The sequence below is a fragment of the Devosia sp. Root413D1 genome (assembly GCF_001425235.1).
Taxonomy (GTDB): domain Bacteria; phylum Pseudomonadota; class Alphaproteobacteria; order Rhizobiales; family Devosiaceae; genus Devosia_A.
Genome location: NZ_LMEA01000011.1, coordinates 946,421 through 969,722, shown reverse-complemented (window position 1 = coordinate 969,722; position 23,302 = coordinate 946,421). Strand labels below are relative to the sequence as shown.

The 23,302-nt window shown below is 63.9% G+C and carries 35 protein-coding genes; 19 read left to right on the top strand and 16 right to left on the bottom strand.

Annotated elements, in window-relative coordinates:
* Positions 1–11: 11 nt before the first annotated feature.
* The 4 genes from xth to ASC89_RS21980 all read left to right on the top strand — a co-directional run bounded on the left by xth (position 12) and on the right by ASC89_RS21980 (position 3,125).
* Positions 12–791: an exodeoxyribonuclease III gene (xth, locus tag ASC89_RS21995; RefSeq protein ID WP_056001763.1), complete on the top strand. Its 780-nt coding sequence runs from the start codon at positions 12–14 to the stop codon at positions 789–791.
* A gap of 1,033 nt (positions 792–1,824) precedes the next feature.
* Complete coding sequence (locus ASC89_RS21990; protein ID WP_056001760.1) at positions 1,825–2,085, top strand: hypothetical protein; 261 nt, start codon at positions 1,825–1,827, stop codon at positions 2,083–2,085.
* A gap of 174 nt (positions 2,086–2,259) precedes the next feature.
* Positions 2,260–2,487, top strand: coding sequence for a DUF2188 domain-containing protein (locus tag ASC89_RS21985; protein WP_055883966.1), 228 nt, complete (start codon positions 2,260–2,262; stop codon positions 2,485–2,487).
* 413 nt (positions 2,488–2,900) lie between these two features.
* Positions 2,901–3,125 carry a hypothetical protein gene (locus ASC89_RS21980; protein WP_055883962.1) on the top strand — a complete coding sequence of 75 codons (225 nt, stop codon included), beginning with the start codon at positions 2,901–2,903 and terminating at the stop codon, positions 3,123–3,125.
* Positions 3,126–3,208: 83 nt separating this feature from the next.
* On the opposite strand, the gene ASC89_RS21975 is transcribed toward ASC89_RS21980, so the two are convergent.
* Positions 3,209–3,391 carry a DUF3606 domain-containing protein gene (locus tag ASC89_RS21975; protein ID WP_055883959.1) on the bottom strand — a complete coding sequence of 61 codons (183 nt, stop codon included), beginning with the start codon at positions 3,389–3,391 and terminating at the stop codon, positions 3,209–3,211.
* Between the two features lie 1,009 nt (positions 3,392–4,400).
* Between ASC89_RS21975 and ASC89_RS21965 the strand changes: the two genes are divergently transcribed.
* Entirely contained in the window at positions 4,401–5,900 is a 1,500-nt protein-coding gene (locus ASC89_RS21965; protein WP_056001754.1) for a sensor histidine kinase, read from the top strand.
* Positions 5,897–6,256, top strand: a complete 360-nt coding sequence (locus tag ASC89_RS21960) for a response regulator (RefSeq protein WP_056001751.1) — start codon at positions 5,897–5,899, stop codon at positions 6,254–6,256. The genes ASC89_RS21965 and ASC89_RS21960 overlap by 4 nt, the downstream gene beginning before the upstream one ends.
* Positions 6,257–6,300: 44 nt before the next feature.
* Here ASC89_RS21960 and ASC89_RS21955 read toward each other — a convergent pair whose 3' ends face one another.
* On the bottom strand, positions 6,301–6,936 hold the full coding sequence (locus ASC89_RS21955; protein ID WP_056001748.1) for a hypothetical protein: 636 nt from the start codon (positions 6,934–6,936) through the stop codon (positions 6,301–6,303).
* 312 nt (positions 6,937–7,248) lie between these two features.
* On the opposite strand from ASC89_RS21955, the gene ASC89_RS21950 reads away from it, so the two are divergent.
* Both ASC89_RS21950 and ASC89_RS21945 read left to right on the top strand, forming a co-directional pair.
* The gene (locus ASC89_RS21950; protein ID WP_056001745.1) at positions 7,249–7,458 is read left to right on the top strand and encodes a hypothetical protein; all 210 of its coding nucleotides are present in this window, start codon (positions 7,249–7,251) and stop codon (positions 7,456–7,458) included.
* Between the two features lie 98 nt (positions 7,459–7,556).
* Positions 7,557–7,775, top strand: a complete 219-nt coding sequence (locus ASC89_RS21945; RefSeq protein WP_055883942.1) for a hypothetical protein — start codon at positions 7,557–7,559, stop codon at positions 7,773–7,775.
* A gap of 129 nt (positions 7,776–7,904) precedes the next feature.
* Here ASC89_RS21945 and ASC89_RS21940 read toward each other — a convergent pair whose 3' ends face one another.
* Complete coding sequence (locus tag ASC89_RS21940; RefSeq protein ID WP_320410481.1) at positions 7,905–8,708, bottom strand: DUF72 domain-containing protein; 804 nt, start codon at positions 8,706–8,708, stop codon at positions 7,905–7,907.
* Positions 8,709–9,007: 299 nt separating this feature from the next.
* Between ASC89_RS21940 and ASC89_RS21935 the strand changes: the two genes are divergently transcribed.
* The 6 genes from ASC89_RS21935 to ASC89_RS21910 all read left to right on the top strand — a co-directional run bounded on the left by ASC89_RS21935 (position 9,008) and on the right by ASC89_RS21910 (position 11,478).
* On the top strand, positions 9,008–9,667 hold the full coding sequence (locus tag ASC89_RS21935) for a DUF6766 family protein (RefSeq protein WP_056001740.1): 660 nt from the start codon (positions 9,008–9,010) through the stop codon (positions 9,665–9,667).
* A gap of 79 nt (positions 9,668–9,746) precedes the next feature.
* Complete coding sequence (locus ASC89_RS21930) at positions 9,747–10,055, top strand: hypothetical protein (protein WP_055883933.1); 309 nt, start codon at positions 9,747–9,749, stop codon at positions 10,053–10,055.
* Positions 10,056–10,097: 42 nt separating this feature from the next.
* A complete protein-coding gene (locus ASC89_RS21925) occupies positions 10,098–10,340 on the top strand; it encodes a hypothetical protein (RefSeq protein ID WP_056001735.1) in 243 nt (80 codons plus the stop codon).
* A 51-nt stretch (positions 10,341–10,391) separates the two neighbouring features.
* On the top strand, positions 10,392–10,709 hold the full coding sequence (locus tag ASC89_RS21920) for a hypothetical protein (protein WP_055883927.1): 318 nt from the start codon (positions 10,392–10,394) through the stop codon (positions 10,707–10,709).
* Between the two features lie 77 nt (positions 10,710–10,786).
* The gene (locus ASC89_RS21915) at positions 10,787–11,269 is read left to right on the top strand and encodes a hypothetical protein (protein ID WP_056001732.1); all 483 of its coding nucleotides are present in this window, start codon (positions 10,787–10,789) and stop codon (positions 11,267–11,269) included.
* Positions 11,269–11,478, top strand: coding sequence for a hypothetical protein (locus tag ASC89_RS21910; RefSeq protein WP_055883921.1), 210 nt, complete (start codon positions 11,269–11,271; stop codon positions 11,476–11,478). Before ASC89_RS21915 ends, ASC89_RS21910 begins: the two co-directional genes overlap by 1 nt.
* A gap of 106 nt (positions 11,479–11,584) precedes the next feature.
* Here ASC89_RS21910 and ASC89_RS21905 read toward each other — a convergent pair whose 3' ends face one another.
* The 7 genes from ASC89_RS21905 to ASC89_RS28550 form a co-directional block, all read right to left on the bottom strand.
* A complete protein-coding gene (locus ASC89_RS21905; protein WP_055883918.1) occupies positions 11,585–11,830 on the bottom strand; it encodes a hypothetical protein in 246 nt (81 codons plus the stop codon).
* 61 nt (positions 11,831–11,891) lie between these two features.
* Positions 11,892–12,458, bottom strand: coding sequence for an SH3 domain-containing protein (locus ASC89_RS21900; RefSeq protein ID WP_082528367.1), 567 nt, complete (start codon positions 12,456–12,458; stop codon positions 11,892–11,894).
* A 110-nt stretch (positions 12,459–12,568) separates the two neighbouring features.
* Positions 12,569–13,045 (bottom strand): SH3 domain-containing protein, encoded by a 477-nt coding sequence (locus ASC89_RS21895; RefSeq protein WP_055883912.1) that lies wholly within the window; start codon positions 13,043–13,045, stop codon positions 12,569–12,571.
* A gap of 435 nt (positions 13,046–13,480) precedes the next feature.
* The gene (locus tag ASC89_RS21885; protein ID WP_407065078.1) at positions 13,481–13,720 is read right to left on the bottom strand and encodes a GlsB/YeaQ/YmgE family stress response membrane protein; all 240 of its coding nucleotides are present in this window, start codon (positions 13,718–13,720) and stop codon (positions 13,481–13,483) included.
* 32 nt (positions 13,721–13,752) lie between these two features.
* Positions 13,753–13,938 (bottom strand): hypothetical protein, encoded by a 186-nt coding sequence (locus ASC89_RS21880; RefSeq protein ID WP_055883904.1) that lies wholly within the window; start codon positions 13,936–13,938, stop codon positions 13,753–13,755.
* An 83-nt stretch (positions 13,939–14,021) separates the two neighbouring features.
* Entirely contained in the window at positions 14,022–14,204 is a 183-nt protein-coding gene (locus ASC89_RS28555; protein WP_162247982.1) for a hypothetical protein, read from the bottom strand.
* An 89-nt stretch (positions 14,205–14,293) separates the two neighbouring features.
* Positions 14,294–14,488: a hypothetical protein gene (locus ASC89_RS28550; protein ID WP_156384716.1), complete on the bottom strand. Its 195-nt coding sequence runs from the start codon at positions 14,486–14,488 to the stop codon at positions 14,294–14,296.
* Between the two features lie 363 nt (positions 14,489–14,851).
* Between ASC89_RS28550 and ASC89_RS21875 the strand changes: the two genes are divergently transcribed.
* Entirely contained in the window at positions 14,852–15,262 is a 411-nt protein-coding gene (locus tag ASC89_RS21875; RefSeq protein WP_056001727.1) for a low affinity iron permease family protein, read from the top strand.
* Between the two features lie 45 nt (positions 15,263–15,307).
* Here ASC89_RS21875 and ASC89_RS21870 read toward each other — a convergent pair whose 3' ends face one another.
* The gene (locus tag ASC89_RS21870; RefSeq protein WP_055883897.1) at positions 15,308–15,892 is read right to left on the bottom strand and encodes a DUF982 domain-containing protein; all 585 of its coding nucleotides are present in this window, start codon (positions 15,890–15,892) and stop codon (positions 15,308–15,310) included.
* 234 nt (positions 15,893–16,126) lie between these two features.
* On the opposite strand from ASC89_RS21870, the gene ASC89_RS21865 reads away from it, so the two are divergent.
* Positions 16,127–16,597, top strand: a complete 471-nt coding sequence (locus tag ASC89_RS21865) for an Hsp20 family protein (protein WP_055883893.1) — start codon at positions 16,127–16,129, stop codon at positions 16,595–16,597.
* Between the two features lie 263 nt (positions 16,598–16,860).
* On the top strand, positions 16,861–17,151 hold the full coding sequence (locus tag ASC89_RS21860) for a hypothetical protein (RefSeq protein ID WP_056001724.1): 291 nt from the start codon (positions 16,861–16,863) through the stop codon (positions 17,149–17,151).
* A 16-nt stretch (positions 17,152–17,167) separates the two neighbouring features.
* Here ASC89_RS21860 and ASC89_RS21855 read toward each other — a convergent pair whose 3' ends face one another.
* Positions 17,168–17,398 (bottom strand): DUF6894 family protein, encoded by a 231-nt coding sequence (locus ASC89_RS21855; protein WP_056001721.1) that lies wholly within the window; start codon positions 17,396–17,398, stop codon positions 17,168–17,170.
* Positions 17,399–17,580: 182 nt separating this feature from the next.
* On the opposite strand from ASC89_RS21855, the gene ASC89_RS21850 reads away from it, so the two are divergent.
* Positions 17,581–17,994 carry a VOC family protein gene (locus ASC89_RS21850; protein WP_056001719.1) on the top strand — a complete coding sequence of 138 codons (414 nt, stop codon included), beginning with the start codon at positions 17,581–17,583 and terminating at the stop codon, positions 17,992–17,994.
* 39 nt (positions 17,995–18,033) lie between these two features.
* Here ASC89_RS21850 and ASC89_RS21845 read toward each other — a convergent pair whose 3' ends face one another.
* Both ASC89_RS21845 and ASC89_RS21840 read right to left on the bottom strand, forming a co-directional pair.
* Positions 18,034–18,561, bottom strand: coding sequence for a DUF2934 domain-containing protein (locus tag ASC89_RS21845; protein ID WP_056001716.1), 528 nt, complete (start codon positions 18,559–18,561; stop codon positions 18,034–18,036).
* 113 nt (positions 18,562–18,674) lie between these two features.
* Positions 18,675–19,292 carry a general stress protein gene (locus ASC89_RS21840; protein WP_055883879.1) on the bottom strand — a complete coding sequence of 206 codons (618 nt, stop codon included), beginning with the start codon at positions 19,290–19,292 and terminating at the stop codon, positions 18,675–18,677.
* A gap of 202 nt (positions 19,293–19,494) precedes the next feature.
* Between ASC89_RS21840 and ASC89_RS21835 the strand changes: the two genes are divergently transcribed.
* On the top strand, positions 19,495–20,355 hold the full coding sequence (locus tag ASC89_RS21835; protein WP_056001714.1) for an SDR family oxidoreductase: 861 nt from the start codon (positions 19,495–19,497) through the stop codon (positions 20,353–20,355).
* A 32-nt stretch (positions 20,356–20,387) separates the two neighbouring features.
* Here the strand turns inward: ASC89_RS21835 and ASC89_RS21830 are convergent, their stop codons facing one another.
* Together ASC89_RS21830 and ASC89_RS21825 are read right to left on the bottom strand one after the other, a co-directional pair.
* Positions 20,388–22,202: an alpha-amylase family glycosyl hydrolase gene (locus tag ASC89_RS21830; RefSeq protein ID WP_056001710.1), complete on the bottom strand. Its 1,815-nt coding sequence runs from the start codon at positions 22,200–22,202 to the stop codon at positions 20,388–20,390.
* A 101-nt stretch (positions 22,203–22,303) separates the two neighbouring features.
* Positions 22,304–23,158, bottom strand: coding sequence for an aldo/keto reductase (locus ASC89_RS21825; RefSeq protein ID WP_056001707.1), 855 nt, complete (start codon positions 23,156–23,158; stop codon positions 22,304–22,306).
* Positions 23,159–23,302: the final 144 nt, after the last annotated feature.

Sequence of the window (23,302 nt, the reverse complement as noted above, 5' to 3'; positions counted from 1 at the left end):
GATCCTCGGCAATGACTACACTCGCCACCTTCAACGTTAATGGCGTCAATGGGCGGTTGCCGGTGCTGCTGAGGTGGCTGGCCGAAACCGAGAGCGATGTAGTGTGCCTGCAGGAGCTGAAAACCTCTGACGAGAAGTTCCCCGAAGCTGCCATCACGGAGGCGGGGTTCCACTCGATCTGGCATGGACAAAAATCCTACAACGGGGTCGCCATCCTGGCTCGTGGGACCGCCCCCATCGAGCGCCGCCGCGGCTTGCCCGGAGATCCAGACGATACTCACAGCCGCTATCTCGAGGCCCAGGTCGGTGATCTCATCGTCGGATGCCTTTACCTGCCCAATGGCAACCCCGCCCCCGGACCGAAATTCGAGTACAAGATGCGCTGGTTCGAACGCCTGCTCGACCATGCGCGGGCGCTGCTGGCGGCTGGCGCACCGACCGTGCTTTGTGGCGACTTCAACGTGGTGCCAGCGGACATCGATGCAGTCGTGCCTGGCCGATGGGTTTGGGACGCGGTGATGTTCCCGGAAGCGCGAACAGCTTATGCGAGGCTCCTCGAACAGGGCTGGATCGACGCTCTCAGGGTCATCCACCCTGACAAGGGCATCTACACTTACTGGAATTTTTCATACCGAGGCGGCTACGACCGAAGCTCGGGCCTGCGGATGGACCACGTGCTGATCAGCCCGTCATTGCGTGGCTCGCTCCGCGACGCCGGTGTCGACGTCGAGACACGCGGTTGGGACAAGCCCAGTGACCACGCGCCGGCTTGGGTAGAACTTACCGCTTGAGCGATGGAGACAGGTCCGAAGCTGGCACAGCCGGCGCGCCGTCGACCTCGCAATCAGGTGCCTTGAATGAGCACCCCGAGCGCAACGCCGATGGCGGCAGCGGCGATCATCAGGAACAGGAATGTCGGAAAAACCCACCATTGCAGCTTCGGTTCGTTCATTGCCTCACCCTGTGAGAAACCACGTGCCGAGCCAGGGCCGTCACCGAGGGGGTGGCGGCACCGCTGTGGGGCGAAGTAGTTTGTCGCGGTGCCGCCGTGCCGGATGAGGGTTTGATCAACCGAGCAGCAGCGTCATACCCTATATGCGGTGACGGGCCACTGACGTTGCTTTCAGCGAAATTGCAGGTTCGGCCAATGCGCGGTGATCACTGGATCATAGGAGGGCGCTCGTCGCCGGCAGGCTCGCCACTGCGTTCAAGGCGGTCGGCATCCCGTCATCCGGATGGGTGCCGCAACGGCGGCCAGATTAATCCTATGCGAGCATTTCGGTGGTATCAGCGAGATGCGAGCCACAAGGGTGGGAACGTATGTGGTTTGTTTCCAGAAAGATCGGGCGTGCCACCAAGCAGCGTTCGGCTGCCTATGTAGTAACGTACCGAATGCAGACTGGTACGGGCAGACTAGAGGTGAAATCCCAGGCGCAGGCTGCCGAACTGGTTCGAGAACTGCGTTTGGCCGGAGCTTCGGACATCGTCGTCTTTGATCCGGAGGAGCGGCAGACCACAATCGACGCGCGATCAAAGTGAACCACTCGTCTGCCTGCCGGGCGCCGAATTGGCGCGCCGCGACTGACCTGGTTTCACTGACAGTCGTGAAATTTCGCGCGCGAGGCCCGAGGCCGTAGCGGACTACTTCCAGCGAATTCGCCGTCCTAAGCGATGCGGCGGAACTGAGTGCCCGGAGCAGCCCCAAACTTGGCTTCGGGTGCTCAGTGCGGCAGAAAAATTTGGCGTGGCAAGCGCGGTCGTCCTGCCCGTGGAACTCGCCGGCATTGAGATCATTCTGGTCTCCTGCAAACCAGGAGATTGACTATGCGCGATGCCGTGCTCGCAGGACCAACCCCAGCTGAAATAGTTGCCTTGGTCAGGTTGGCCGAGCATGGGTCGGGTGTACCGCCCCACCTGACCCTGCCGCTGATTTCCAAGGGCTGGATCATGATCACAGCAGACGGCTCCGCTCTTCTCACGCTCGCGGGCAGGGTGCTGGTCGACCAGGCCCAGACCGTCGATATCGACAAGCTGGCAGGCACACCCGCGAACCTCACGGCATGGGGCGCACACCAGGTCGCCTGAACAAGCCACCAACTGCCGCTTGACCCTCAGTCAGGCGCTGGGCGGTTCCGGGGCGCAGGGTGGTCGACAGTCCTGGACACAGCTCCACATGGGCGCAAAGCCGCCGGCCGTGTTTCACCCTTCGAGCAACAAGGTTGCCGCCCCGACGTTCAAGTCGGCTGAGGAGGACCCGACATGGCCAATCAGCACCACTTCATCGTCAACCACCGCGATGACATCTGGCAGTACACATTCCGTGGAAGCATCTTCGCGCACTTTACTTCGCGCCAGGCGGCGATCGACGCGGCCATCGAAGCTGCACGCGCCACCAACGAGCCGTATGTGCAGGTGATCGTGCAGGATGCGGACATGAAGCAGGAGCTGGTGTGGCGCCCGGATGGCGACGAAGCGCCTTCCGCCTGAGCCGCCGCGTGGCGAGTCTGGTCGTCCTGGGTGTGTTTCGCTTTTTTCCGCCCCCGGCGGCGGTTTCGATCGGCATTGACGCCCGACATTGGCGCGACCTCTATTTGGTCAGCCTCACTGCCAATCAAATGTGAATTTCAGGCGTGCACGACTAAGGCACAGTGCCCCCTTTCGCCGGTCGCCGCCGGTGACTGTTGAGCCGGGAGCTTCGGGAGGAGTGCTGCCGGCTCATTTTTTTGCCGGAGGAAGCGAACGGCCTGGCCCGCTTGCAAGCTTGGATTTCGCTGTCGGGCGCATCTGCAACTATTGAGCGGTTAGTGTGATCGAGCCGGGCAGACCGCAATCGGTCGTGGCTTGTGCCCGTTTCAGACCGGGGCATATCGTCTTGAACTCCATCATCCCGGAGTCTCCCCATGTCCGAAAAGCCCTATGGCGCCCCCGGCGGTGCCCACAGTCTCAGCGTCGCTACCACCACCGTCGAAGAGGCGACCCGGCACGCTCTCGAGCTTCGAGCTCGTGACCGCGCCATCGAGGGGACCCATGGCTGGCGGGAACAGCAGCGAGTAGAAGCCGCGATTGCCAAGGCCAGGACAGCCAAGGAGCGCAAGCGGGCCAGAAATCCCTACTCGCAGAGTTAGAATGGAAACGGCCGGCGGATCACCATGGGCAGCGGGATGGCACCGCAGACAGTGCGCATCCCGTTGCCGCTCCCCGGCATCGTTCAAGCGGAACGTCTTGCGATCTCATCGGCGCGGTCCCGGCTGCCGCCGGCTTCGGCGATGATTTCCAGGGCGCGCTGCACGCTGATGCCGTGCTTATGGGCGAAGTCGTTCACTTCATAGTCTTCGTTTCGGGCCACACGCGACCGATCCGGGCGGCCTACGTTCTTTTTGTCGTCAGCCATCGCGGCCTCCCTCGTTGATGACGCACAACGTCGGGATCAGCGATCAGTTTCTCCTCGCAACCGAGGGCACGGCGGTGGGGAGGGCGGGGCGCCAGCCGCTGGGGGAACCATTGCCGGCAGAGAAGATTTAGTCAGCGTCTGAGTGACGACTCCCTTCGCTTCAGACCTCACTGTGCCGCCGGACCCCTGCTGCACCTCCGAGTGGGGGTCCGGTTGCTACTTGTCGGCCTGCAACTTCCGGTCCGCCCGGCCGTAAGCGACGCTCCCCTATTGCGATGGAGTGGCCGGCACGATCTCCCCCATGGGGCCCGCAGGACCGATTGGCCCCGTGTCCCCCTTCGGACCGGCGGGGCCGGCATTACCCCGCGGACCAGCCACGCCCGGGTCGCCCTTCGGGCCGGCAGGTCCGACCGGACCAACATCGCCCTTGGGTCCAATCGGGCCCGCGTCTCCCTTCGGACCGGCCGGACCCGTCGGGCCGGCATTGCCTTTCGGACCGATCGGTCCGGAATCACCCTTGGGGCCAGCGGGGCCAACCGGCCCGGTGCTCCCGGCCGGCCCAACCGGCCCGGTCTCGCCAACGGGCCCGGCGGGGCCTGCCGCACCGGTGTCACCCTTTGGACCGGCGGGGCCGACATCCCCCTTCGGACCAGCAGGCCCGGCAAGCAGCTGGACGGCCTCGATGTCGGAGGATCTGGCTCCGCCAAAGGCGTTGACGATCGTCCCGCCCGTAATGCTGTTCCAGATCAGCAATAGAATGAAGAAAATCAGGGCTCCGACAAAGCCCGGCAGCACTCGGCCGACCCACCACTCGCGATCCATGGCAACCTCCCGTTTGGAGCAAGCCTGTCACGACGCGGCCTCCAATGCACATCAGTTTGTTAATCGATCCACCGTGGCGCGCTCTACCTCTACGTCCGGGACCGCCGGTGCCAATGCGCTAACTGCGGGGCGGGAACTTATTCAGCAACAGCGCGTTGCTGCGCTTGGGCGTGGGGCGAGGGGTGATATGTCTGCGAGCGAAAGTGTTCTGGTGCGCACCGATGGCGAGGATACGGCGGCCCTGCTTCGGCTGACCGACCGGCTGTATCGCGCCGAGGCGCTCGACGATGTCTACGAAGCCGCCCTCGATGCCATCGGCGATATGCTCGGCTGCCGGCGCGCCTCCATCCTGCTGTTCGACACCCACGGCGAAATGCGGTTTGTGGCCTGGCGCGGCTTGTCCGAGAGCTACCGCAAGGCCGTCGATGGGCACACGCCATGGAAGCCCGGCGATCGGAACGCGGTGCCGATCTTCGTCCCCGATATCGCCGAGACCAACGAGGCGGATTGGCTGAAGCGCACCATAAAATCGGAGGGCATCACCGCCCTCGGGTTCATCCCGCTGATGGCCAAGGGCGAGGTCGTCGGCAAGTTCATGACTTACCTGCCGGACCCGCACGGCTTCACTCAGCACGAGCGCGACCTGGCGGTCGCCATCGCGCGGCAAGTGGGCTTCAGCCTTGAGCGCTATCGTGCCGAACAGGCGCGCAGTGCGGCTGAACAGCAGATCCGCGAGAGCGAGGATCGCTTCAGGCGGATGTCCGAAGACGCGCCGATCATGATCTGGATCGCCGACAGCACTGGGCGTTGCCTCCACCTCAACCAGATGCTGCGCAGCTTCTGGGGCGTTGAAGATCTCGGTTCATTCGACTGGAGCCACACCATCCATCCGGAGGATCGTAGCGGCATCATCAAGGCGATGCAGGCGGCGGTGACGGAGAATTCGAGTGCGCACGTCAAGGGGCGCTATCGGCGCAGCGACGGCACCTACCGGGTGCTCGAAACCGTGGCGCGGCCGCATCTCAATGAGGGCGGCGGATTCGACGGCATGATCGGCGTCAATGTCGACGTCACCGAACGCGAGGAAGCCGACCTCCACAAGCAGCTGCTGATCAACGAGTTGAACCATCGGGTGAAGAACACCCTCGCGGTGGTCCAGTCGGTGGCGCGGCAGACTTTCAAAGGGCTCGCCACGGGAGAGCCGAAGGTCAAAGCCTTCGAAGGACGGCTGTCGGCCCTGGCCCAGGCGCATAATCTGCTGGCTGCCGAGAGCTGGCAAAGCGCGTCGCTGGAGGAGGTCGCCCGCAAATCCGTCAATGGCGACGCCGATATCCGGGTGCGGATCAGCGGCCCCCCGGTGCAACTTGCTCCCAAGCAGGCGGTAACGACCGCCATGGCACTGCATGAACTCTACACCAACGCGGTGAAATACGGCTCGCTGCGCTCCACCGGTGGTTCGGTGGATTTCTCCTGGGAAACCACCGACCAGCCGGATCGATGGCTGACGCTCAGGTGGTCCGAGCACGGCATCGAGCCGGTCCCCAAGCCGACGCGGCGGGGTTTTGGCTCCACCATGATCGAGAAGGCGCTTGGCGCCGAATTCAACGCCGATGTCCGGATGGATTACCGCCCTGAGGGGTTGCAGTGCACCGTGATCGCGCGTCAGCACGAAACCCCCGCCGCATGACGACGCTCGCCGGCAAACACATCCTCGTCCTTGAAGACGAATACCTCCTCGCCATGGAGGTGGTCGATGCTTTGGAGGAGCTTGGCGCCGTGGTCGTGGGGCCCGCCCATCGCATCGATGTGGCGTTGGGTCTGCTCGATGGCAGTCGCATGGATGCGGCCTTGCTCGACGTGAATATCGGCGGCCTGCCGAGCACGCCAGTCGCCAAGCGTCTCCAGGATCTGGGTATCCCGATCGTCTATGCGACCGGCTATGGCGTGCAGGCCGATGTCGCGCCCGGCTCCGCCATCATCGATAAGCCCTATACGCTGGAGCAGATGAGCGCCGCACTGTTCACGGCGATCAATGGGCGCTGAAAGCGCTGGTTTGACCGTCGCCAGCTTTGCGGCCCCGCTCAACACTACAGCATGTCGCGTTCGAATTCAGCCCAGCCTCGTAGCTTGAAGCGATCCTCGTCGTCGTGAGCCGAGGGCTCGCCGTCAGGGTGGCGGGGCACGGCCTCACCGGCGGTCTTTCGCGCCCTGGTGAGCTTCGCCTTCCAGGCGGCCTTGCGCCGGTTCTCGGCGGCGGTCACGGCGTCGTCCTCGCGCCAGGTGTCGATCAATCCCCGGTCGAGGATGTCTTCGACAACCCGGGGGTCGAACACGTGGAAGGTCACTTTCCTCGCGCGGCCGCGCAGTTTCACGCTGCGGGTGCCGGCGCTAGGCAACCGGCCATCCTTCAGCCAGCGGTGGCGCTCGGTGGTCGAAATGCCCAGGATATCCTCGATCTCACGCGGGATCACCGGCAGGCTCTCGATGCCCTCGAGGGCTCGGGAGACAAGCGCCGATGTCGCCGCAAACTGCTTCGATGCGGTTTGCGGCATGCGAAGCGCCAGTTCGCCCGCCTTCACCGAAAGCGACTTCCTGGCCGCTACCGGGAGACGGGCGCGAATTTCGAGATAGAGGCCCTTGGATCGTATCGACGAGCCCAGCCTCGCAGCAAAGGGCAGCGTCCATAGCTCGACCAACTCAGCGCCATCTGCGTCCTGCTTCATCTGCCTTAGGTAGGCTTTCCCGACTGGCGCCACAACGACGAGACCACGTCGTCGGCGAGATGCGAGCAAAGCGGGCGGGGCAAGGGCTCGGCTGCCGTTTCGTTGGCCAGGTGGGGAAACCGGAAAAACCCGACCTGTTCCCTGTACCGCCACGTCCGGTTGACGCGCGTCGATCGCCCTTGATCAACTTGCCGGTCGTGCGTGGGTTCCAATCGAAGCTCCCGCCAGTTCTTACGGCCGCCTGAATTTTGGCGGCGAGCAACCTTTCGCGAGCGAACGTCATTGGTGTTGCTCAACAGCGAGGCTGACACAATGCGCGTGGATGCTCCCCCGCCCAAGAAACCCAAAGCCGCATTCCGTGACGGCAAGGCCGTCGGCACGCGCGAAAGCGATGTGCAGATTCGTGCGGCCGGCCCCGAGGAAATGCGCGATCGCCCCAAGCGACCCTGGACGCTGCTCGACGAAGCCTCCGACGAGTCGTTTCCGGCCAGCGACCCACCAGCCGCCAACCGCTTCGACTGAGCGGGCAGGGCGGCGCTGCGAAAGAGCGCGCCTTTGCCACCATCTGCGCTCTCGCACGTTGAGACAGGCGCGGCATTGGGCTCGCGAGGAGACTTCCGATGTCGATTGAGAGTGATCTGGTTTTCTACAGCAGTGAAAATGGCGACCAGTGGCTGCTGGTCGGCGGGCATGACGGCTCCACCGTGCGCCATCAGCCCAATGCTTCGTCAGGCGGCAACCCGCGAGACATGCCGCTCGAGGAGTATCTGCCGCGCGAACAGAACACCCCGCAGGGCCAGGCCCTGCGGACGCTGCTGCAGGCCCATGGCCACATCTGACAAACCGGGAGCGGCGGTGCAACCGAAGCGGGCGCGCGAGGTTCAGGTCGTGTCCTGAGGGTCGCTCCCAGGATGGGAAGGCGGCTGTCGCTATCGGGACCGCCGCCTTCTGTCTTGCGATGTTGCCGGTTAGTGGCGCAGCAGCCTGGACAGCATGATGGCGTTCTTGATCGCGTAGCCGTCGAAGTCGTTGTTGAAGTAGACCCACACCCGCTTTGCCCCGACGGCGCGGATGCGCCGCGCCCAATCGAGCAGCTCGTCCTGGCTGTAGTCGTGGCGATACCACCTCTCGACGCCATGAAAGCGAACGTAGATATCATCGGCAGTCCTGATGACGGGGTCGGGCAGGCGAGGGGCGCTCGAGGAGCAGAAGATGGCGCCGGCTGCCTGGAAGGCCTCATAGACCTCGTCGTTCCACCAGCTCGAATGACGAAACTCGACGACGTTGCGGCGCGCTTTATCCAATTGCTGCAGCATGCTGTCGAGGCGCTCGCGCGAGTAGTGATAGCTGGGTGGCAGCTGGAACAGCAGGCAGCCCATCAAAGGGCCGAGCAGGACGGCGATATGGCCGAAGTCCTGCACCAGGGTCTCAGTTCCTTCGAACTTCATGATGTGGGTGATGAGTTCCGATGCCTTGACGGTATAGAGCATCCGTCTTCCCTCGGCCTGTCTGCGCCAGGTCTCGACCGTTGCCAGGGTTGGCCAGGAGTAGAACGGGGCATTCAGCTCCACAGTGTCGAACTGCTCGGCATAGTGGGCGAACCAGTCCTTGGTCGGCATCTGGCTGGGGTAGAAGCTGCCCCTGAGATGCCAGTAGAACCAGCCCGAGCATCCGATATTCAACGCCGGCGGATCCGCAACCGTCGATCTATGGCCCGTGGCTTCGGCACGCAGGCGCGCCTCGTGCATCTCTTGTGCCCGCACCAGGGTCATTTCCCGCTGCTTCAGGCGCTTTTGAGCTTTTCTGGCGCGACGCTCGTCGGCACTTGTCGCTACGGACATGCTTGACCCCGTTCAGGCGTCGCGCCGGTGGCGCAAGCGAACGGCGGTGGTCGGCAACGGCGTGAGCATCGGTACCTCCTGCGGGAAGAACCAACCTGCTGCAACGCATTCAGTTGCAGCGAAATGTGCGGGCATGGGGTGGCCGGCTCCGGACTCTCCAATCGGCCGCGGCCGGGGGGAACCTCGAGCACCTGACCAAGTTGGGTTCCTCCCGAGGATACCGCCGCGCCATGAGCTGGTTACGAAATAACGGACTGACCATTGTTCTGCTGGTGCTCACCGCCCTGTCGCTGGGGGGAATGGCGCTGGCGGGACTGCAAGTGGAGAACAGCAATCTAGCTGAACACGGCGCTCCCACAGCCGACCTCTGGTCGTACCTGTTCAGCGGCAGCTTTGCCTCGGCGGTGTTCGAAAACTGGGAGAGCGAGTTTCTCCAGATGTCGTTCTACGTCGTACTCACCGCATTTCTGTTCCAGCGCGGCTCGTCGGAATCGAAGGACCCTCACGGTGACGAGGAGGTCGATGAAGATCCGGCCAGCAAGCAGCGCGACAAGCGAACGCCTTGGCCGGTCCGGGCGGGCGGGCTGTGGATGTGGCTCTATTCCTACTCGCTGGGCATCGTGCTTGTGGCGCTGTTCCTCGCCTCGTTCGTCGCGCACTGGTTGGGCAGTGCGGTCGCGGCAAACGAGGAGGCAGCGGTGCACGGGCAAGCGCCCGCCACGCTGATCGAACACCTGTTCAGCGCACAGCTCTGGTTTGAATCCTTCCAGAACTGGCAATCCGAGTTCCTCTCGACTGCGGTGATCGTCGTTCTCTCGATCTTCCTCCGCTTTCGCTATTCGCCGGAATCCAAGCCGGTCGCCGCCCCGCACGACAGGACTGGAAGCTGAGCCCTCACGGGAAGCCGCGCCCACGAGCAACTGACGCTGCGCCTGCACGTTGCTCATCACAACGCCACGAGGTGGATCGATGAATACTGCAAACCTGCAGCTCGAAGGATTGGTCATGGCCATGGCGCTGATGCACCAGTTGCTGGTGAGTAAAGGCCTGGTCGGTACCGACGAGGTCGACCGGGTGCTGGCCATGGCGGAGGAAACCGCCCTGGGCGATTACCGTGTGGCGGAAGATCTGACCCCGGCCAACCGGGATGCGATCGTCTTTCCGGTTCGCCTGCTACGGCTCGCCAATAACATGGCCGGCGGGCGAGAGGTGCCACCCTTCAGTGAACTGGCGCGAATGGTTGGAGAGACCAAACAGCCGTACAACGACCAGAGGTGACCTGGTTCACCCGTCACAAGGGTTCACCGCGAGGAGGCTCAGATGCCCCAGATGCAGCGCTACATTGAAGCCGAACGGCGGCTTGGCCACCCGCCGGTCAACGCCGACGATATCGTCGTGATGGTATCGGACGTGCTCTACGACTACCTGCCGTCCGAGAGCGGCATCAGCCGGGAGGAGGCGATCGACCGGCTGCTCGAGATCATCGAAAGCCCGCTGGCGCTCGAGATCTATGAGCAGGAAATGCAGCGGCGCAACCCGCGCGACGTCGATCGGTGGCACTGATCACCACTGCCGTGCGAGCGGCACCATCTCAACAACGCCAGGTGACTGCAAATGACCATCTATCGGCTCATCCCCTCAGCGCCGCCGGAGGATGCCGGCTGGCAACTTGCCCTCAACCACGGAGAGGTCGTGGTCAGGGCGCATTCCACCGGTGAGGCTCGCGCCGTTGCGGCGCTCGAGGAAGCCAGCATCAGGGCGCATGGCGTTCCGCCTACCACGACGCAGGTGGTGGCCAGCGCGTTCCGCAACGAGAAGCTCTACACCGTCAAGCAGGATGACAGCGGTGCCTTCGACGATGCCGGGCCCGTGCGCGTGCTCAGGGGGGAGTTCCTGTTTCCGGTCGGCTACGAGGGGCTGAAGATCGACTGAGCCTTGCGTGCAATCACGCCTCGGAACCGGTGCGCAACGAGCAAGTTAGCTCCGGTAGGCACGGAGCGGGTTGTCAGATGGCAAGCAAAAGGGTGTTCCTCCTGGAACGCGATGGCGTCGAGGCCGGTGCGGTAGCATCGCTCATCGAACAATGCGGCCATCAGGTCGCGGGAGTCGCGCATGGCCTGGAGGACGCGGTAAAGCTCAGGCCCGAAGCATTGGATTTCGCACTGCTCGAGCGGGACCTGGGAGACGGTACCGATGCAACGCCGATCGCCGAGCTGCTATCGGCGGCAGGTGTAGGTTTCGCCTTCATCATCCGATCGGGCGATCGAGCCGACCCGGCGCTGTTTCCGGGCGCGGCGTTCCTGCGCAAGCCGTTGACCGCCGCTGCTGTCGGAGCGCTGCTCGATACCCCCGAGACTGCTCCCCCGGAGCGTTGGCCGGAGCAGGAGGGGGAGGCGAACCGCCAGGACGAAATAGACCTGATCAAGTCCAAGCTGCAGCAGACCGCGATGCGAGCGGGGCCGCTGCCTCGGGCATCGGGGAAGGCTGATTGATGTCGGGCGGCCTCACCTTCGATCAACGGCTGCTGGTGCCGCATTTTGCCAGACGCCATCGCCTGTCGATGGCTGAGGCGCGGCGCGCATTGAGGGAACTCGGGCCGGCCGATGCAGAAGCACTCGCCGCCGGCAAAGTGCTGCGAAGCTATCTCGACGGGACCAAACCGCTCTCGGCCCTGCTGCCCCACAAGCTGGTGCAAGGCTAGCTTCGACCAGGCGTGCTAAATTCGTTACCTCCAGCCGAGCAGCAGTGCGATGGGCGTCAGGATCGCTGCAACCACCAGAATCCAGAACAGCAGCTTCATCACGGTCTCAGGGCTCCTCCCCGGCCGTTGCTGCTGTCGCCAGTGCCTTGAGCTCGGCACGTGCCTTGCGCACGTCGCCCTGCAGGCGCACCAGCCGCTTCATAAAATCCTTCTGCAGTTCGCCGGAAAACTCGAGTTCCTCGAACACCTGGGTACACATTTCCAGCTGCTGGGTGGACAGGTCCACCAGGGCCTGAACGGTGGCGAGGGCGGCTTCGGCGCGCTCGGGTGGGAAGGTGATCGCCTTGAGCATGGATTAGTCTCCGAGGCTGGCCGGGGCAGTGAGCCCCGGCCCTATGAGGTTGAGTCCGGCGCTAGTTCAGGTTGTCGAGATAGGCGCAGGTCTCGCGCGTCTGCCGGTCGGTGCCGTAGTCGAAGATCGCCTGGCGATCGTTCGGGCGGTCTCGCCGCTCGGCCTCGCTGCGCGGCAGCACGCGAGCCCGTTCGACATCGGCATCGGCGCCGGCGGCCACATCGCCTTCGTCAAAGAAGGTGACGAGACACACCAGTTCCTCACGCGGTCCGCCGCCACCGCCGCCTCCACCACCACCGCCGAAGCCGCCACCGCCGATGATGATGCTGAAGCTGATGTTGGGACGCATCCGGCGGCTCGAGGGGTAATCGTCAGCGAATTCGTTCGAGACGAGATAGCGGGCTGACACCCAGCCGTCGGGGCCGGGATGCGTGATGTAGCACCAGCCGCTTGAGCGGCAGCGCTGCACGTTGACGTTCTCGCCGCGCGCCAGCCGATCGACGACGCGATAGGAGGTGCCGGGGCCGGAGCGGACGTTGACGGAGCCGACGGCCTCGGCGGCGCTGACGGCGGGGACCGCCGCGAAGGCGGTCATCAGTAGGAGTCCAGAGAGCAGAAGCGGTTTCATGTTTTTTCCTTTCGTTGTTCTGCTGCAGTCGACAGCGGCCGGACCACCACCCAGTGAGTTCCAACCGCCGCCATTGAGGTGCTCGCGCGAGCATTGGCAGGCCTTGCCCGCTATCCCTGCGTCGCGACGCGTGCCGCAGCCGGGTGAAGCAGCCTGGAATAGACCCAGCCGACGCGGCCGTTACCGGCATCGATCAGCACCCAGCCGCGCTCCTCGCGGGTGACGGTCACCGGCGCGCCGCCCTTGAGGGCGAACACTTGTGGCGTGGTCTTGTGCGGACCGCTGCGGACCCGGAGCGACTCCACCGCCACCTTATGGGTGAAAGTCGGGGTCGGGCGGCTGGCTTGCGCGGCAACAGCCGGATCGCCGCGCACCACCACTGCGACCGATCGAGCGACGTCCAGCGTCCCAGCATTGACGGCCGGCAGCGCGGCCACATAGCTCGGCTTCAGGTTGGACTTGATGGGGGCCGACACCGCAGCCTCAGCGATCTTGTTGAGGGTGAAGCTGGCGCCGGCATAGGTCACCGCGCCGGAGAGCAGTGCAACGCTGCCCAGCATGAGGGCAGGCAGGACAAAGTGGGCCATTTACAGCTCCATGTTCTTGGGCGCGACGTTGCGCACCTTTCTACCTCTCGACCCTAGCACCCATGGCCTGATAGCCCCCTGACCGCTCGAGTCAGCGTCTTTGCCGAAAGCCACCGCCTCGACCAGTTCCAACACAAGCAGTGGGATCCGGCACGAATGAGCGGGAAGAAAAAGCCCCGCCTCAGAGATGAGGACGGGGCTTTGGGCCGGGCTTCGCGTTCTTGGGGGCGCTTTTACCTGGGCCAGAACAGGTCGGATAGCTGTGTCTGGTTCGCTGAACCGGGCTAACCGAAGAAGCTGTAGGCCGCGAAGAAGATTGAGAGCGAGCAGGCGTAGAGGGTCAGTAAGCTGATCGCGCGCATTCGCGGGCTCCATGGCTTTGCGGGGATTGCTGTGCGTCGGCGAGGCTCGCCGACACACAGAGCGATGGTCGGGTCAGGCGGCGCGGCGGCCGCGAATGGCCCGCCAGATCGCGATCAGCAGGCAGGCGCCGATAACCGCGACAATCAACTGGCCGACGATGCCACCCATGGTGGCGCCGAACACCAGCATCAGGATGAAGTTGCCGACAACTGCGCCGACAATACCCATGACGATGTTCATGAGCAGGCCCTGGTTGGAGCCCATCATTTTTTCAGCGATCCAACCGGCGAGTGCGCCGATGATGATCGCCATTACCCATCCAATGCCTTCCATGATTGCTCTCCTTACTGTCCGTCCGGCACGACATCGACCTTCACGGCCGGCACGTCGACATCGACCGTGCGGGAGCCGCCATTGCCGTTGAAAAAGACGAAATAGGCGACGATCACCACGAGGGCGACGAGCAGGATGCCGGCAATGATGCCGCCGCTGCCACCGCCGCCGGTGACGATTGTTTCGCGATCAGCCATCTTGGAAACTCCTCACAAATGGACTGCTCAATGAACGTCGCCCCTTCGCCTTCAGTTCCAAAAAGATGAATAATTTAAATAGCTTACAGGACGCTGACACGCTGTGTCAGCAGTTTTGCAGGAAGCGAACCGCCAGCGTCGGCTGGTAGCCCGAAGCAGATGGTCGCGTGCCCGCCGTCGTCGACGACGGCGGGCATGTCGCGGACGCCATCCGTCTCGAGGAGGAATGCCTGGCGCGCCATCTCGCTCTCTATTCTCAGGGCCACACGCGCCAACTTGCGTCGAGCGATGGCGGGATCGGTGGCACGGCGTCGTGGCGACCGTTCTTGCTGCATGAAAGGTCCGCCTTGCTAAGTCAGGCGTCCACGATGCGGCGTGGTTTGGCTCGCTGCATGGCCTCATCGGTCGAAGCCGAGTCCAGGCTTTTGTGAGGCGTCCCGAATGTTGCAAGGATGGCGCTGGCGGTTTCCAGCCTGATACCGTGCCGCGCCGCGAAATCTTCTGCTTGAGGCAGTGGGTCGCTGCTGTGCTTTCTCGATTTCTTGCTCATCATGGGCGACCGTGTGGAGAGTTGACTGGGAGAGGCACCGGTTGCTCAGCCTGCGGCATTGCGCGGGCGCGGCCTTGGTTTGCCATCATGGATGGCATCGTTGGGGCCAAAATCCTTGGCCGGGCGAGGCGCCCCACCCGGGCGCTTCTGCCGATCGTAGCGTTCTTCGTTCGCAGGGTGAGGGTCGCTCACGTCGTGGGTGGCAGATGTGTCCTCGCCGGTGGGCAAACCATCGCGGGTTGAGTCATGCGGCATTTTGAACCTCCTTGCTGGAGGTTCAAACTTCCCGCCCGCCGCGTCGTTCCCTGGCGCGAGACGGCTGCTGCGCATCCAAATCGCTCCAGCCACGTTCTGGCTGCCACCATGAAGTCGAAATCTGCCAAGGCCAGCCGCATTAGCGGCATCATCTACCGTTTCGCCGACTTCCTGTCGGACTCGCGCGGTTTCATTGCGACATTCCTGGCGTTGGCGGCTGGGATCGGCATCGGCGCGGCGACGCAGTTCAACGAAGGCTTCATGTTTGCCTTCAACATCTTCCTGTCGGTGGCGGCCATCGTGATCAGCGGCGTGATCCTCGTCGCCGGTGCGCGCAGCGAGGCAGCACTGCACGTCAAGCTCGACTACCTGATCGAACACTCGGAGGCGACCAACAAGGTGGTTGGGCTCGAGCATCTCGACGCGCGCGAGATCGAACAGGAGCGCAAGCGGGTCGAAGCGGAGGCGGCCGAAGCGGTCGATGATGCAATCGAAGAGGCCGGGCTCGCCAGGCGCTGAATGCGGATGGGCCCCACCGTTCAGGGCGGGGCCGTTACTGTCGCATCAGAACTGGCGGTTTCGCGTAGCTGCCAGGGTCGGCATCGCGGCGGCGTCGAGTTCCTCGTCGAGCGTGTTCATCGCCGTCTGGATGTCGTCGATCGTCACAGTGGTACCTCGCACACACCGCAGCGCCGGCGCGCCCGCGACGGCGTGGATATCCGAGCCCCAGTAGGCCAGCAGCTGCTTCTTGCGGCTCGGCGCCAATGTCGGATCTCTCACGATATCCCGAGGGTGGTTGTAGCCGATGAGCTCCACATCGGTGACCTCTTCCTCGTCATCGCCAATCCTGGGTGCAGGCCGGGTGGCAACGAATACGGTGTTGGTCGCCACGCCCTCCACGTCCCAGCCATTGGCCAGGAGTCCAGCGCGCTGCGCGGCATCGATCACGGCGTTACGAGCGGCTTCCGCATCGATAAATCCGTCAACCGCCGACTGGCAGAGTGTGCGCGCCTGGCGGTAATGCGCCGTGCGAGCCTCGGGCCAGTGCAGGTCCAGGTACTCAAGCGCCTCCCACGCGCTTCGCGCCTGGAAATTGCCGGTGCGATGCAGCTTCAAGAATACAGGTTTGGAAAAGGGCCGGTGTCCCATCACTTCCTCCGATCGTCTGAAACAAGCAATGCGGTTTGACCGCAGGCGCGAGGTAGGAAGCGGTTCAAGCCTAGTCAAGAGTCATCCGATTTTCTGTTTTCGCGCCTCTTGACACCTCGAGGCGGCTCCCTAAATCGATGCTGCCGGCCGCTGAAACGGGGCCGGTGAGAATGGGGTAGCCCGCTATGACGGGCGTGTCCCTCGTACCTATGTTGCTCTGAGGAGAATGTGGTTATGAGAACCTTCGACTTCACACCGCTCTATCGTTCCACCGTCGGCTTCGACCGCCTGTTCGACATGCTAGACAGCGGCATCCGTTCCGACTGGCCGCCCTACGACATCGAGAAGCTCGGCGACGACCAATACCGCATCAGCATGGCGGTAGCCGGCTTTGCAGCCGATGAGATCGAGCTGACGCAGCAAGGCAACAGCCTGCTGGTGTCCGGCGCGAAGACGCAGGCCGAGGACCGGGCAGACGCCTTCCTGCACCGCGGCATCGCCAACCGGAACTTCAAGCAGTCGTTCAGCCTCGCTGACCACGTGAAGGTGACCGACGCATCGCTGGAAAATGGGCTGCTATCGATCAGCCTGACCCGCGAGGTCCCTGAACAGCTGAAGCCCCGTCGCATCGCCATTGGCACTACTGAGGCCAAGCCTGCCGGCGAGCCCAGGCAGATCGGTCAGGACCTCAAGTCCGCGGCCTGACGCCAGCGTTCGGTTGAGCCTCCCGGTTGACGCCGGGAGGCGCTAATTGCGGAGCACCACGATGAGCCACGCATTTTACCCATCAGACGAATACGACAGTTCCGAACTCGAACTCCAACGCGAAACTGAACGCGAACGGACGCAGCGTCGCCGACCTTGGTTAGAGGCGCGTGGGCAGCAGGACAAAGCCGATTTTCGACCCGCGGGGCCACGGCCCAACGCGCCATGGCTCGATACCGCCGCAGTGGCTTGAGGAGGTAGCGATGCAGATCGACATACGACCTCCAGTCCGAAATGACGCGAGCCAACTGTTCGACTGGCAGCTTGACGTCGAGAGGCTGGAGCGCGAGGCGAGGGGCGCCCGCCTGGCCGGCACTCCCGACCCATGGACCAGGATCGAAGCGGAGTGCTCGCTGGACCTGATCGAGGCGGAGCTCACTGCGCTTCGCGGCCGCGAGCAGGCGGAAGCAGGGGATAGCGTGGTGCAGCTGCGCAGCTGGAAGGCTCGGATCGAGCGGGTTCTTCGCATGCTGGAGGCGACCGACGGTCCTTGATCGGGAGTGCGCGGTCTTACTGCACGGTCACGCGGTCTATCGGAAACGCCACCACGGCCCGGTGCTCGTCATCACAGACTTCGATCCAGTAGTGATGACGGGCGCCGTCGATTGAGCCTTCCCTAAGCAAGGTCAGAGCGTCCTTCACGGCCCATTCCCAGGCCTCGACGATACCGGGTAGCACGATACCCGTGCGATCCTCGAATACTGTCTCGTCGCGCCGCACGTTGAAATAATATCTGCCCATGAACCGCAGTAGCAGGGCCGGTCCTGGGCGCCAACATCTGCCTGAGTGAGGGCAATGAGTTGCCGACTGAGAGTGAAGCGGCGAGGTATATTAAGTGCAGGATTTGCAGCTGGTGATTGGCGGAGGCGCACTATTGCCAGGTGGGACCGGTCGTGCTCCGCTGCTCGGACGCGGAGGATTGCATGTCTGTCCAATTACACCACGTGGCGCTGGTCGTGGCCGAACCCGAGCGGTCGGCGGAGTTCTACGAATCGATCTTCGGCCTCACGCGCCTCGATAGACCACCCTTCAAGATCGAAGGTGTCTGGCTCGACTGCGGACCGGGGCTACAATTGCACCTGACCAGGCATCCTCAGGGGACGTTCCGCTCAGGTGGGGTGGACAACAACGATGGCCACTTTGCTTTCAGGACCGACGACTTCGAGGGCATCCTGGCGCGGCTTGTAGCGAGAGGTTTTCGCGAAGATGCGCCGGAAGACGACCCGATGCGGATCTTAGTGAACCGGTCCGGCATGGCCGGTTTCCTGCAGCTCTACGTCCTGGACCCCGACCGCAACATAATCGAAGTAAACACTGCGGCTGGCGGGCCTTTTTGAATAACAGGTGTGCGCTGAGCACCGCCCGTCCCCCACCAGTTATGCGGTCGGCTTCAGGAACGGGCGCTGCAGCCCGCCTATTGTACTGGCCTCGACGGCACCATCGAGCGTGTCGGGGTCGGGCTCAGTGATGGCCTCTTCGAAGCCGGCGTCAAGCTGCTGCTGGCCCAGCCAGGCAGCGCGCGCCCGGTGCCAGTATTCCTCGTCGCGTCCCTCCGGCCGCCCGTCGTTCTCCCACAGATAATAGGCGGTATCGCGGATCGACTGCTCCACCGACGGGACAGCTTCGAGCGTGTCGATCGCCGGGACGTCCGCCTCGGTGAGCTGCCGGATGCCGGCGGCCTCGGAGTTGGGAAGCACGGCTTCCAGCCGCTCCAGCGCCTCGCCGACGCGTTCGGCGATCATCGGACTGAACTGGTGATCCGGCCAGGTGTTCTCGTAATCCCTGAGCTCTTCGACGGTGATCCCGGCGGCGGCTGCGAACTCTTCGGGATCGAGGCCAAGCGACAGCCGGCGGTTATGGTCGCCTTTGGGTTGGCGCTGGGTGGGATCGGCAGGGAAAGTCATTTCCGAACTCCTCGTTGGTGCTTGAGGACAATCTGCCGGTGGCCGAAAAGTTGCGGAGATGGGGTGAGCCTGGCGGGGGTTTGCGCGCCCCGGAGGGCGCGCAATCCGGAAAATCAGCTGCGCAGGATCGGCGGCGCAACGGAACCGGCGCGGTAGTCGCGGATCTGGTCGGCGGGGTAGGGCTCCGAGGCCTCGTCAAAGCCTTCCCAACCCTCGGCCTCGTAATCGCGACGGCGCGCCGCAATGTCGACGACACTGGAATCGCGCAGGATGGCCGCCGCCGCGTCGGCGCGACTATCCTCGACACGCGCCGTCACCAGGATGCCGCCGCGGCGGACGCCTTCGGCGTAGACATGCGCGTCGCGCTCATCGACACCTGCGTCAGTCAGTGCGCCGATGATGCCGCCGGCAGCGCCGCCCACGGCAGCGCCAGTCACCGCGCCGATTGCCGTCGCCAGCAGCCAGCCGCCCGCTACCACGGGGCCGACACCTGGAATGGCCAGCATGCCAAGCCCGGCGAGCAGGCCACCCGTGCCGCCGACCACGGCGCCAACACCCGCGCCGGCGCCGACGCCTTCGGCAACGTCGTCGCCCGTCTCGGTGTCATATTTGCCATCGGCGTTGTTGGCGACGATCGAGATGTCTTCGCCGTTGACGCCTGCATCCTTGAGCGAGCGCACGGCGCGATCGGCCTGGTCGTGTGAATCAAAAAGCCCTGTGATTGTTTTCATGGCGGCGTTTCTCCTTAGGGTTCGGATCTCAGGGATCCACAGCAGCAACTTGCCGGCGAGCCATCCGTTCCGCCGCTTGCCATTCCGCTCTGCTGACCACCCGCGCCAATTGGCCCATGGCGAAAACGCCGGGACCGGCGGGAACCGGGTGGGCCTCAGCACGTATCGAATATGGCTTCCCCACAAACCACGAGGTGCAACCATGCTCGAGAATTTCCCCCGTCCGCCCTTTCCTGAACAGCAGCAGCCCTATCCCGGGCTCGCCAGCAGGATGGATCCGGTTCCCGATCACGGCGAGGAGAGTTATCGCGGCTCGCATCGGCTCGAAGGCAAGAAGGCGCTGATCACCGGCGGCGATTCAGGCATTGGGCGTGCGGTCGCCATCGCCTTCGCCCGCGAAGGCGCCGACGTCGCCATTTCCTATCTCAGTGAGGAAGAGGATGCGGCCGACGTGAAAAAAGTCATCGAGGCGGAAGGTCGAACCTGCGTGCTGCTGCCCGGCGATATTGCCAGCCCGGAGCATTGCCGCGGGCTGATCGCGAGGACCGTCGAGGCCTTCGGTCGGATCGACGTGCTGGTCAACAACGCCGCCCACCAGAGCTATTTCGAGAGTCTCGAAGAGATTCCCGACGAGGAATGGGAAACCACTATGGCGGTGAATATCTCGGCGATGTTCTACCTCACCAAAGCCGCTGTTCCACACATGCAGCCGGGCGCGTCGATCATCAACACGGCATCGAAACAGGCAGACGAGCCGAGCCCCGAACTGCTTGCCTATGCCGTCACCAAGGGGGCCATCCAGAACTTCAGTGCCGGTCTCGCGCAACTGCTGGCCAAAAAGGGCATTCGCGTCAACACGGTGGCGCCCGGCCCGGTCTGGACCCCGCTTGGGCCAGCAAGCCTGCCGGTTTCCAACGTCGTCGAATTCGGCAAGCAGGTGCCATTCGGGCGCCCGGCCCAGCCGCGCGAATTGGCACCGCCCTATGTGATGCTCGCCAGCGACGAAGCGAGCTACATTTCCGGCGCCACCATCGCGGTGACCGGTGGCAAGCCGGTGATGTAAGACGGGTGGGGCGGCTTTGGCCGCCCCTTCGCTTACCAGGCCACTGCCGACCAGGGGCCAAGCCGCAGGACCTCGCCGTGCTGCTCGTACCGCCCGCTCGACAACGGCGGCGCCGTGACAACGCAGCCGATATCCGCCGGCCAGGCGGTCGGGTTCAGCGCCATCGACAGCGTACCGGCTTCGAACACCCAACTGACAACCAGGCAATTGCCTTGCCGCGCCGTTTGGGCATCAAGGCACGGCGTCGCGGCGAGCGGCCAGAGCCTGTCGCGGCGCCAGCGCGCCAGTGTCCGGAAGCGCTCGAGGGCAGCGCGTCGCTCAGGCATGGTTTCGTAGTCCTGCCAAGAGAGCTTGGCCATCTTGAACGTCCTGGGATCGTTGGGCTCAGGCAGTCCGCCGGCTCCGACATCATCCTTGAACATCTCGCGCATCTGCTTGTAGCGCTCGTCGCTCTTGGCCTTCGCGGCTGCTGCATCGAGGTCGACGAAGAACGGGAAGCCGCTGCTGAGATTGGCCTCGTCGCCCATGAAGCAGAGCGGAATCTGCGGCGCGAGGAATTTGACGAAATGCACGAAATCCAGCTGCTCGGGGCTGATCCGCTCCGATAGGCGCTTGGCGTCGGAGCGATTGCCCAGCTGGTCGTGGTTTTGCACATAGGTGATGAAACTGTCGGGCGGGAGCTTGGCAGCTTTGCCGCCCCTGGTGCGTCCGTCGCTGCCGTCGCCTTCGCTGGGGTCGTGTACGAACCCGTCGGCCAGCGCCTTTTCGAGGTCGGCATATGGGTCCTTGTTCGGATCGTCATAGCCGGTTCTCGGTCCCTCGCCGGTGACGAGGTATGCCAGCACGTGGTGCATGTCGTCGTTCCACTGCGCCGAATATTGCTGGGGCCGGTTGTGATCGTCGCGTTCGAGCAGCTCGAAGTTGTTGCGCACGTTCTCGACGATCAGCGCGGCATCGGGCTTGCTGGCCCGCGCCGCCGCGGCCAGCTCACCGAGAAAGCGCTCGCGGTTCTCGGTCTTGATCTCGTGCACGCTATCAAAGCGCAACCCGTCGAAATCATACTCCGTCAGCCACATCACCGCGTTCTCGTAATAGAACTGGCGAACCATCGGTTGATCGAAGTCGATCGCCGGGCCCCAGGGCGTCTCGATGTCGTCCCGGAACCACTGCGGCGCGTAGTGGGGGATGAAATTGTCGGTCTCGCCGAAATGGTTGTAGACCACGTCGAGGATCATCAGCAGCCCGAGCTGGTGGGCGCGATCGACCAGCTGCCTCAGCTCCTCGGGCGTGCCGTAGCTGTGCTCAGGCGCAAAGATCAGCGTGCCGTCATAGCCCCAGTTGCGAGCGCCGGGAAACTCGTTGACAGGCATGATTTCGAGGCAGGTATAGCCGGCATCGCGGAAGTGCTCGAGCCGATCCGTCAGCGCTCTGAACGTACCTTCCGGCGTCGCGGCGCCCACATGCACTTCGCAGATCACCGCCTCGTGCCACGGCCGAACCGGGTTGCGACGTCCGGCCTGAGGCAGGGCAGTGCGAACGATGCTCCAACCGGAGGCGTCGTCCTGCTGTTGCCGGGACGCTGGGTCGGGAAAAGTGACATCGCCGACGCGAAACCTGTAGCGGGCACCCGGCCCGCAATGGTCCAGCGAGGCCAGCAGGAACCCATCGAGGCCGCGCGTCATGGTCACTGGATCCCGACCTTCGACCAGCACCTCGGCAGCCGAAACGTTCGGCGCCCACAGCCGAAACCAGGTGCAGTCCCCCTCGACCGCTGGTCCGAAGCGGCCGGACGCCGGCGCGCCCGAAGTGTCGTCGTTACTGCGGGTGCGCTCGAGTTCGATGGTCATCAGTTGTCCCCTGGGCCTGACCCGGCATGGTTGCAGGGCCGCGCCTTCGGTGAACTTGCGTGAGGTGCAACCGTTCCGCGGCGCGAGACCCAAGGCAGCGTTCAGTAGAGGTCGTTGAAGGTCTCTGGGTCGCTACCGGTGCGGCCGTTTGTCGGATCGTCCAATCCGGCGATCCGCCCCATCTCTCCGTCCGACAGGGTGAAGCCGAAGACGTCGAAATTCTCGCGGATCCGTTCGGGCGTCTCCGATTTCGGGATGACGATCGAGCCGCGCTGCAAGTGCCAGCGAATAATGACCTGCGCCGGCGATTTGCCCAGGCTCGCGGCAATTTCGCCAATGATCGGATCATCGAGCACTTCCCCACTGCCCAGCGGCGAGTACGCCTCATGCCGGATGCCGCGCGCGGCAAGATGAGGCAACAGACCCTTCTGCTGGAAGTGCGGGTGGGTTTCGACCTGGTCGACGGCCGGCACGATACCGGTCTCGCCGATGATCCGCTCAAGCTGCTCGATGGTGAAGTTCGAAACGCCGATGGCCTTGACCAGCCCCTGTTCCTTGGCCTCGATCAGACCTTTCCAGGTCTCGACATATTTGTCGTGCGCCGGAGTGGGCCAGTGGATGAGCATCAGGTCGAGATAGTCGAGCTGCAGCGCCGCAAGCGATTCCCGCACCCCGGCCAATGCCCCTTCGTGGCCCATCGCCTTGGTGCGCAGCTTGCTGGTGACGAAGATCTCGGACCGCTCCACTGTGCTTGATTTGATGGCTTCGCCGACCCCTTGCTCATTGTCGTAGCCCTGGGCGGTGTCGATCAGCCGATAGCCGGCCTCGAGCGCCGCGGTCACGGTGGGGACGACCTTGTCGTTCTCGATCTGCCATACGCCCAGCCCGAGCTGAGGAATGGAGATGAACTCGCTGAGCTCGATCGCCGGCGGTGAGGTGGGTGCGTACTTGTCCATCAGGCATCTCCATTGGTGCCTTTCGGGAACTAGCAGGGGCAGGGAGGGTTCCGGATCGGGTGCAGGCTTTCGACGCAACCCCCAATTGCCTTCTGCGCGATCGGCATCAAGGGGGCAGAAACAATGGTCCCCGGTCCGTTGCCG

Coding starts and splice junctions, on each gene's coding strand:
- ASC89_RS21860 (WP_056001724.1), top strand. CDS start 16,861: ATGCAGATCGACATACGACCTCCAGTCCGAAATGACGCGAGCCAACTG.
- ASC89_RS21825 (WP_056001707.1), bottom strand. CDS start 23,158: ATGGACAAGTACGCACCCACCTCACCGCCGGCGATCGAGCTCAGCGAG.
- ASC89_RS21900 (WP_082528367.1), bottom strand. CDS start 12,458: ATGAAACCGCTTCTGCTCTCTGGACTCCTACTGATGACCGCCTTCGCG.
- ASC89_RS21915 (WP_056001732.1), top strand. CDS start 10,787: ATGGCAAGCAAAAGGGTGTTCCTCCTGGAACGCGATGGCGTCGAGGCC.
- ASC89_RS21920 (WP_055883927.1), top strand. CDS start 10,392: ATGACCATCTATCGGCTCATCCCCTCAGCGCCGCCGGAGGATGCCGGC.
- ASC89_RS21935 (WP_056001740.1), top strand. CDS start 9,008: ATGAGCTGGTTACGAAATAACGGACTGACCATTGTTCTGCTGGTGCTC.
- ASC89_RS21965 (WP_056001754.1), top strand. CDS start 4,401: ATGTCTGCGAGCGAAAGTGTTCTGGTGCGCACCGATGGCGAGGATACG.
- ASC89_RS21880 (WP_055883904.1), bottom strand. CDS start 13,938: ATGGCTGATCGCGAAACAATCGTCACCGGCGGCGGTGGCAGCGGCGGC.
- ASC89_RS21835 (WP_056001714.1), top strand. CDS start 19,495: ATGCTCGAGAATTTCCCCCGTCCGCCCTTTCCTGAACAGCAGCAGCCC.
- ASC89_RS21870 (WP_055883897.1), bottom strand. CDS start 15,892: ATGGGACACCGGCCCTTTTCCAAACCTGTATTCTTGAAGCTGCATCGC.
- ASC89_RS21875 (WP_056001727.1), top strand. CDS start 14,852: ATGAAGTCGAAATCTGCCAAGGCCAGCCGCATTAGCGGCATCATCTAC.
- ASC89_RS21985 (WP_055883966.1), top strand. CDS start 2,260: ATGGCCAATCAGCACCACTTCATCGTCAACCACCGCGATGACATCTGG.
- ASC89_RS21855 (WP_056001721.1), bottom strand. CDS start 17,398: ATGGGCAGATATTATTTCAACGTGCGGCGCGACGAGACAGTATTCGAG.
- ASC89_RS21945 (WP_055883942.1), top strand. CDS start 7,557: ATGTCGATTGAGAGTGATCTGGTTTTCTACAGCAGTGAAAATGGCGAC.
- ASC89_RS21845 (WP_056001716.1), bottom strand. CDS start 18,561: ATGACTTTCCCTGCCGATCCCACCCAGCGCCAACCCAAAGGCGACCAT.
- ASC89_RS21940 (WP_320410481.1), bottom strand. CDS start 8,708: ATGACCCTGGTGCGGGCACAAGAGATGCACGAGGCGCGCCTGCGTGCC.
- ASC89_RS21960 (WP_056001751.1), top strand. CDS start 5,897: ATGACGACGCTCGCCGGCAAACACATCCTCGTCCTTGAAGACGAATAC.
- ASC89_RS21850 (WP_056001719.1), top strand. CDS start 17,581: ATGTCTGTCCAATTACACCACGTGGCGCTGGTCGTGGCCGAACCCGAG.
- ASC89_RS21910 (WP_055883921.1), top strand. CDS start 11,269: ATGTCGGGCGGCCTCACCTTCGATCAACGGCTGCTGGTGCCGCATTTT.
- ASC89_RS21975 (WP_055883959.1), bottom strand. CDS start 3,391: ATGGCTGACGACAAAAAGAACGTAGGCCGCCCGGATCGGTCGCGTGTG.
- ASC89_RS21980 (WP_055883962.1), top strand. CDS start 2,901: ATGTCCGAAAAGCCCTATGGCGCCCCCGGCGGTGCCCACAGTCTCAGC.
- ASC89_RS21955 (WP_056001748.1), bottom strand. CDS start 6,936: ATGAAGCAGGACGCAGATGGCGCTGAGTTGGTCGAGCTATGGACGCTG.
- ASC89_RS21885 (WP_407065078.1), bottom strand. CDS start 13,720: ATGGCGATCATCATCGGCGCACTCGCCGGTTGGATCGCTGAAAAAATG.
- ASC89_RS21990 (WP_056001760.1), top strand. CDS start 1,825: ATGCGCGATGCCGTGCTCGCAGGACCAACCCCAGCTGAAATAGTTGCC.
- ASC89_RS21950 (WP_056001745.1), top strand. CDS start 7,249: ATGCGCGTGGATGCTCCCCCGCCCAAGAAACCCAAAGCCGCATTCCGT.
- ASC89_RS21905 (WP_055883918.1), bottom strand. CDS start 11,830: ATGCTCAAGGCGATCACCTTCCCACCCGAGCGCGCCGAAGCCGCCCTC.
- ASC89_RS21895 (WP_055883912.1), bottom strand. CDS start 13,045: ATGGCCCACTTTGTCCTGCCTGCCCTCATGCTGGGCAGCGTTGCACTG.
- ASC89_RS21840 (WP_055883879.1), bottom strand. CDS start 19,292: ATGAAAACAATCACAGGGCTTTTTGATTCACACGACCAGGCCGATCGC.
- ASC89_RS28550 (WP_156384716.1), bottom strand. CDS start 14,488: ATGAGCAAGAAATCGAGAAAGCACAGCAGCGACCCACTGCCTCAAGCA.
- ASC89_RS21830 (WP_056001710.1), bottom strand. CDS start 22,202: ATGACCATCGAACTCGAGCGCACCCGCAGTAACGACGACACTTCGGGC.
- ASC89_RS21930 (WP_055883933.1), top strand. CDS start 9,747: ATGAATACTGCAAACCTGCAGCTCGAAGGATTGGTCATGGCCATGGCG.
- xth (WP_056001763.1), top strand. CDS start 12: ATGACTACACTCGCCACCTTCAACGTTAATGGCGTCAATGGGCGGTTG.
- ASC89_RS21865 (WP_055883893.1), top strand. CDS start 16,127: ATGAGAACCTTCGACTTCACACCGCTCTATCGTTCCACCGTCGGCTTC.
- ASC89_RS21925 (WP_056001735.1), top strand. CDS start 10,098: ATGCCCCAGATGCAGCGCTACATTGAAGCCGAACGGCGGCTTGGCCAC.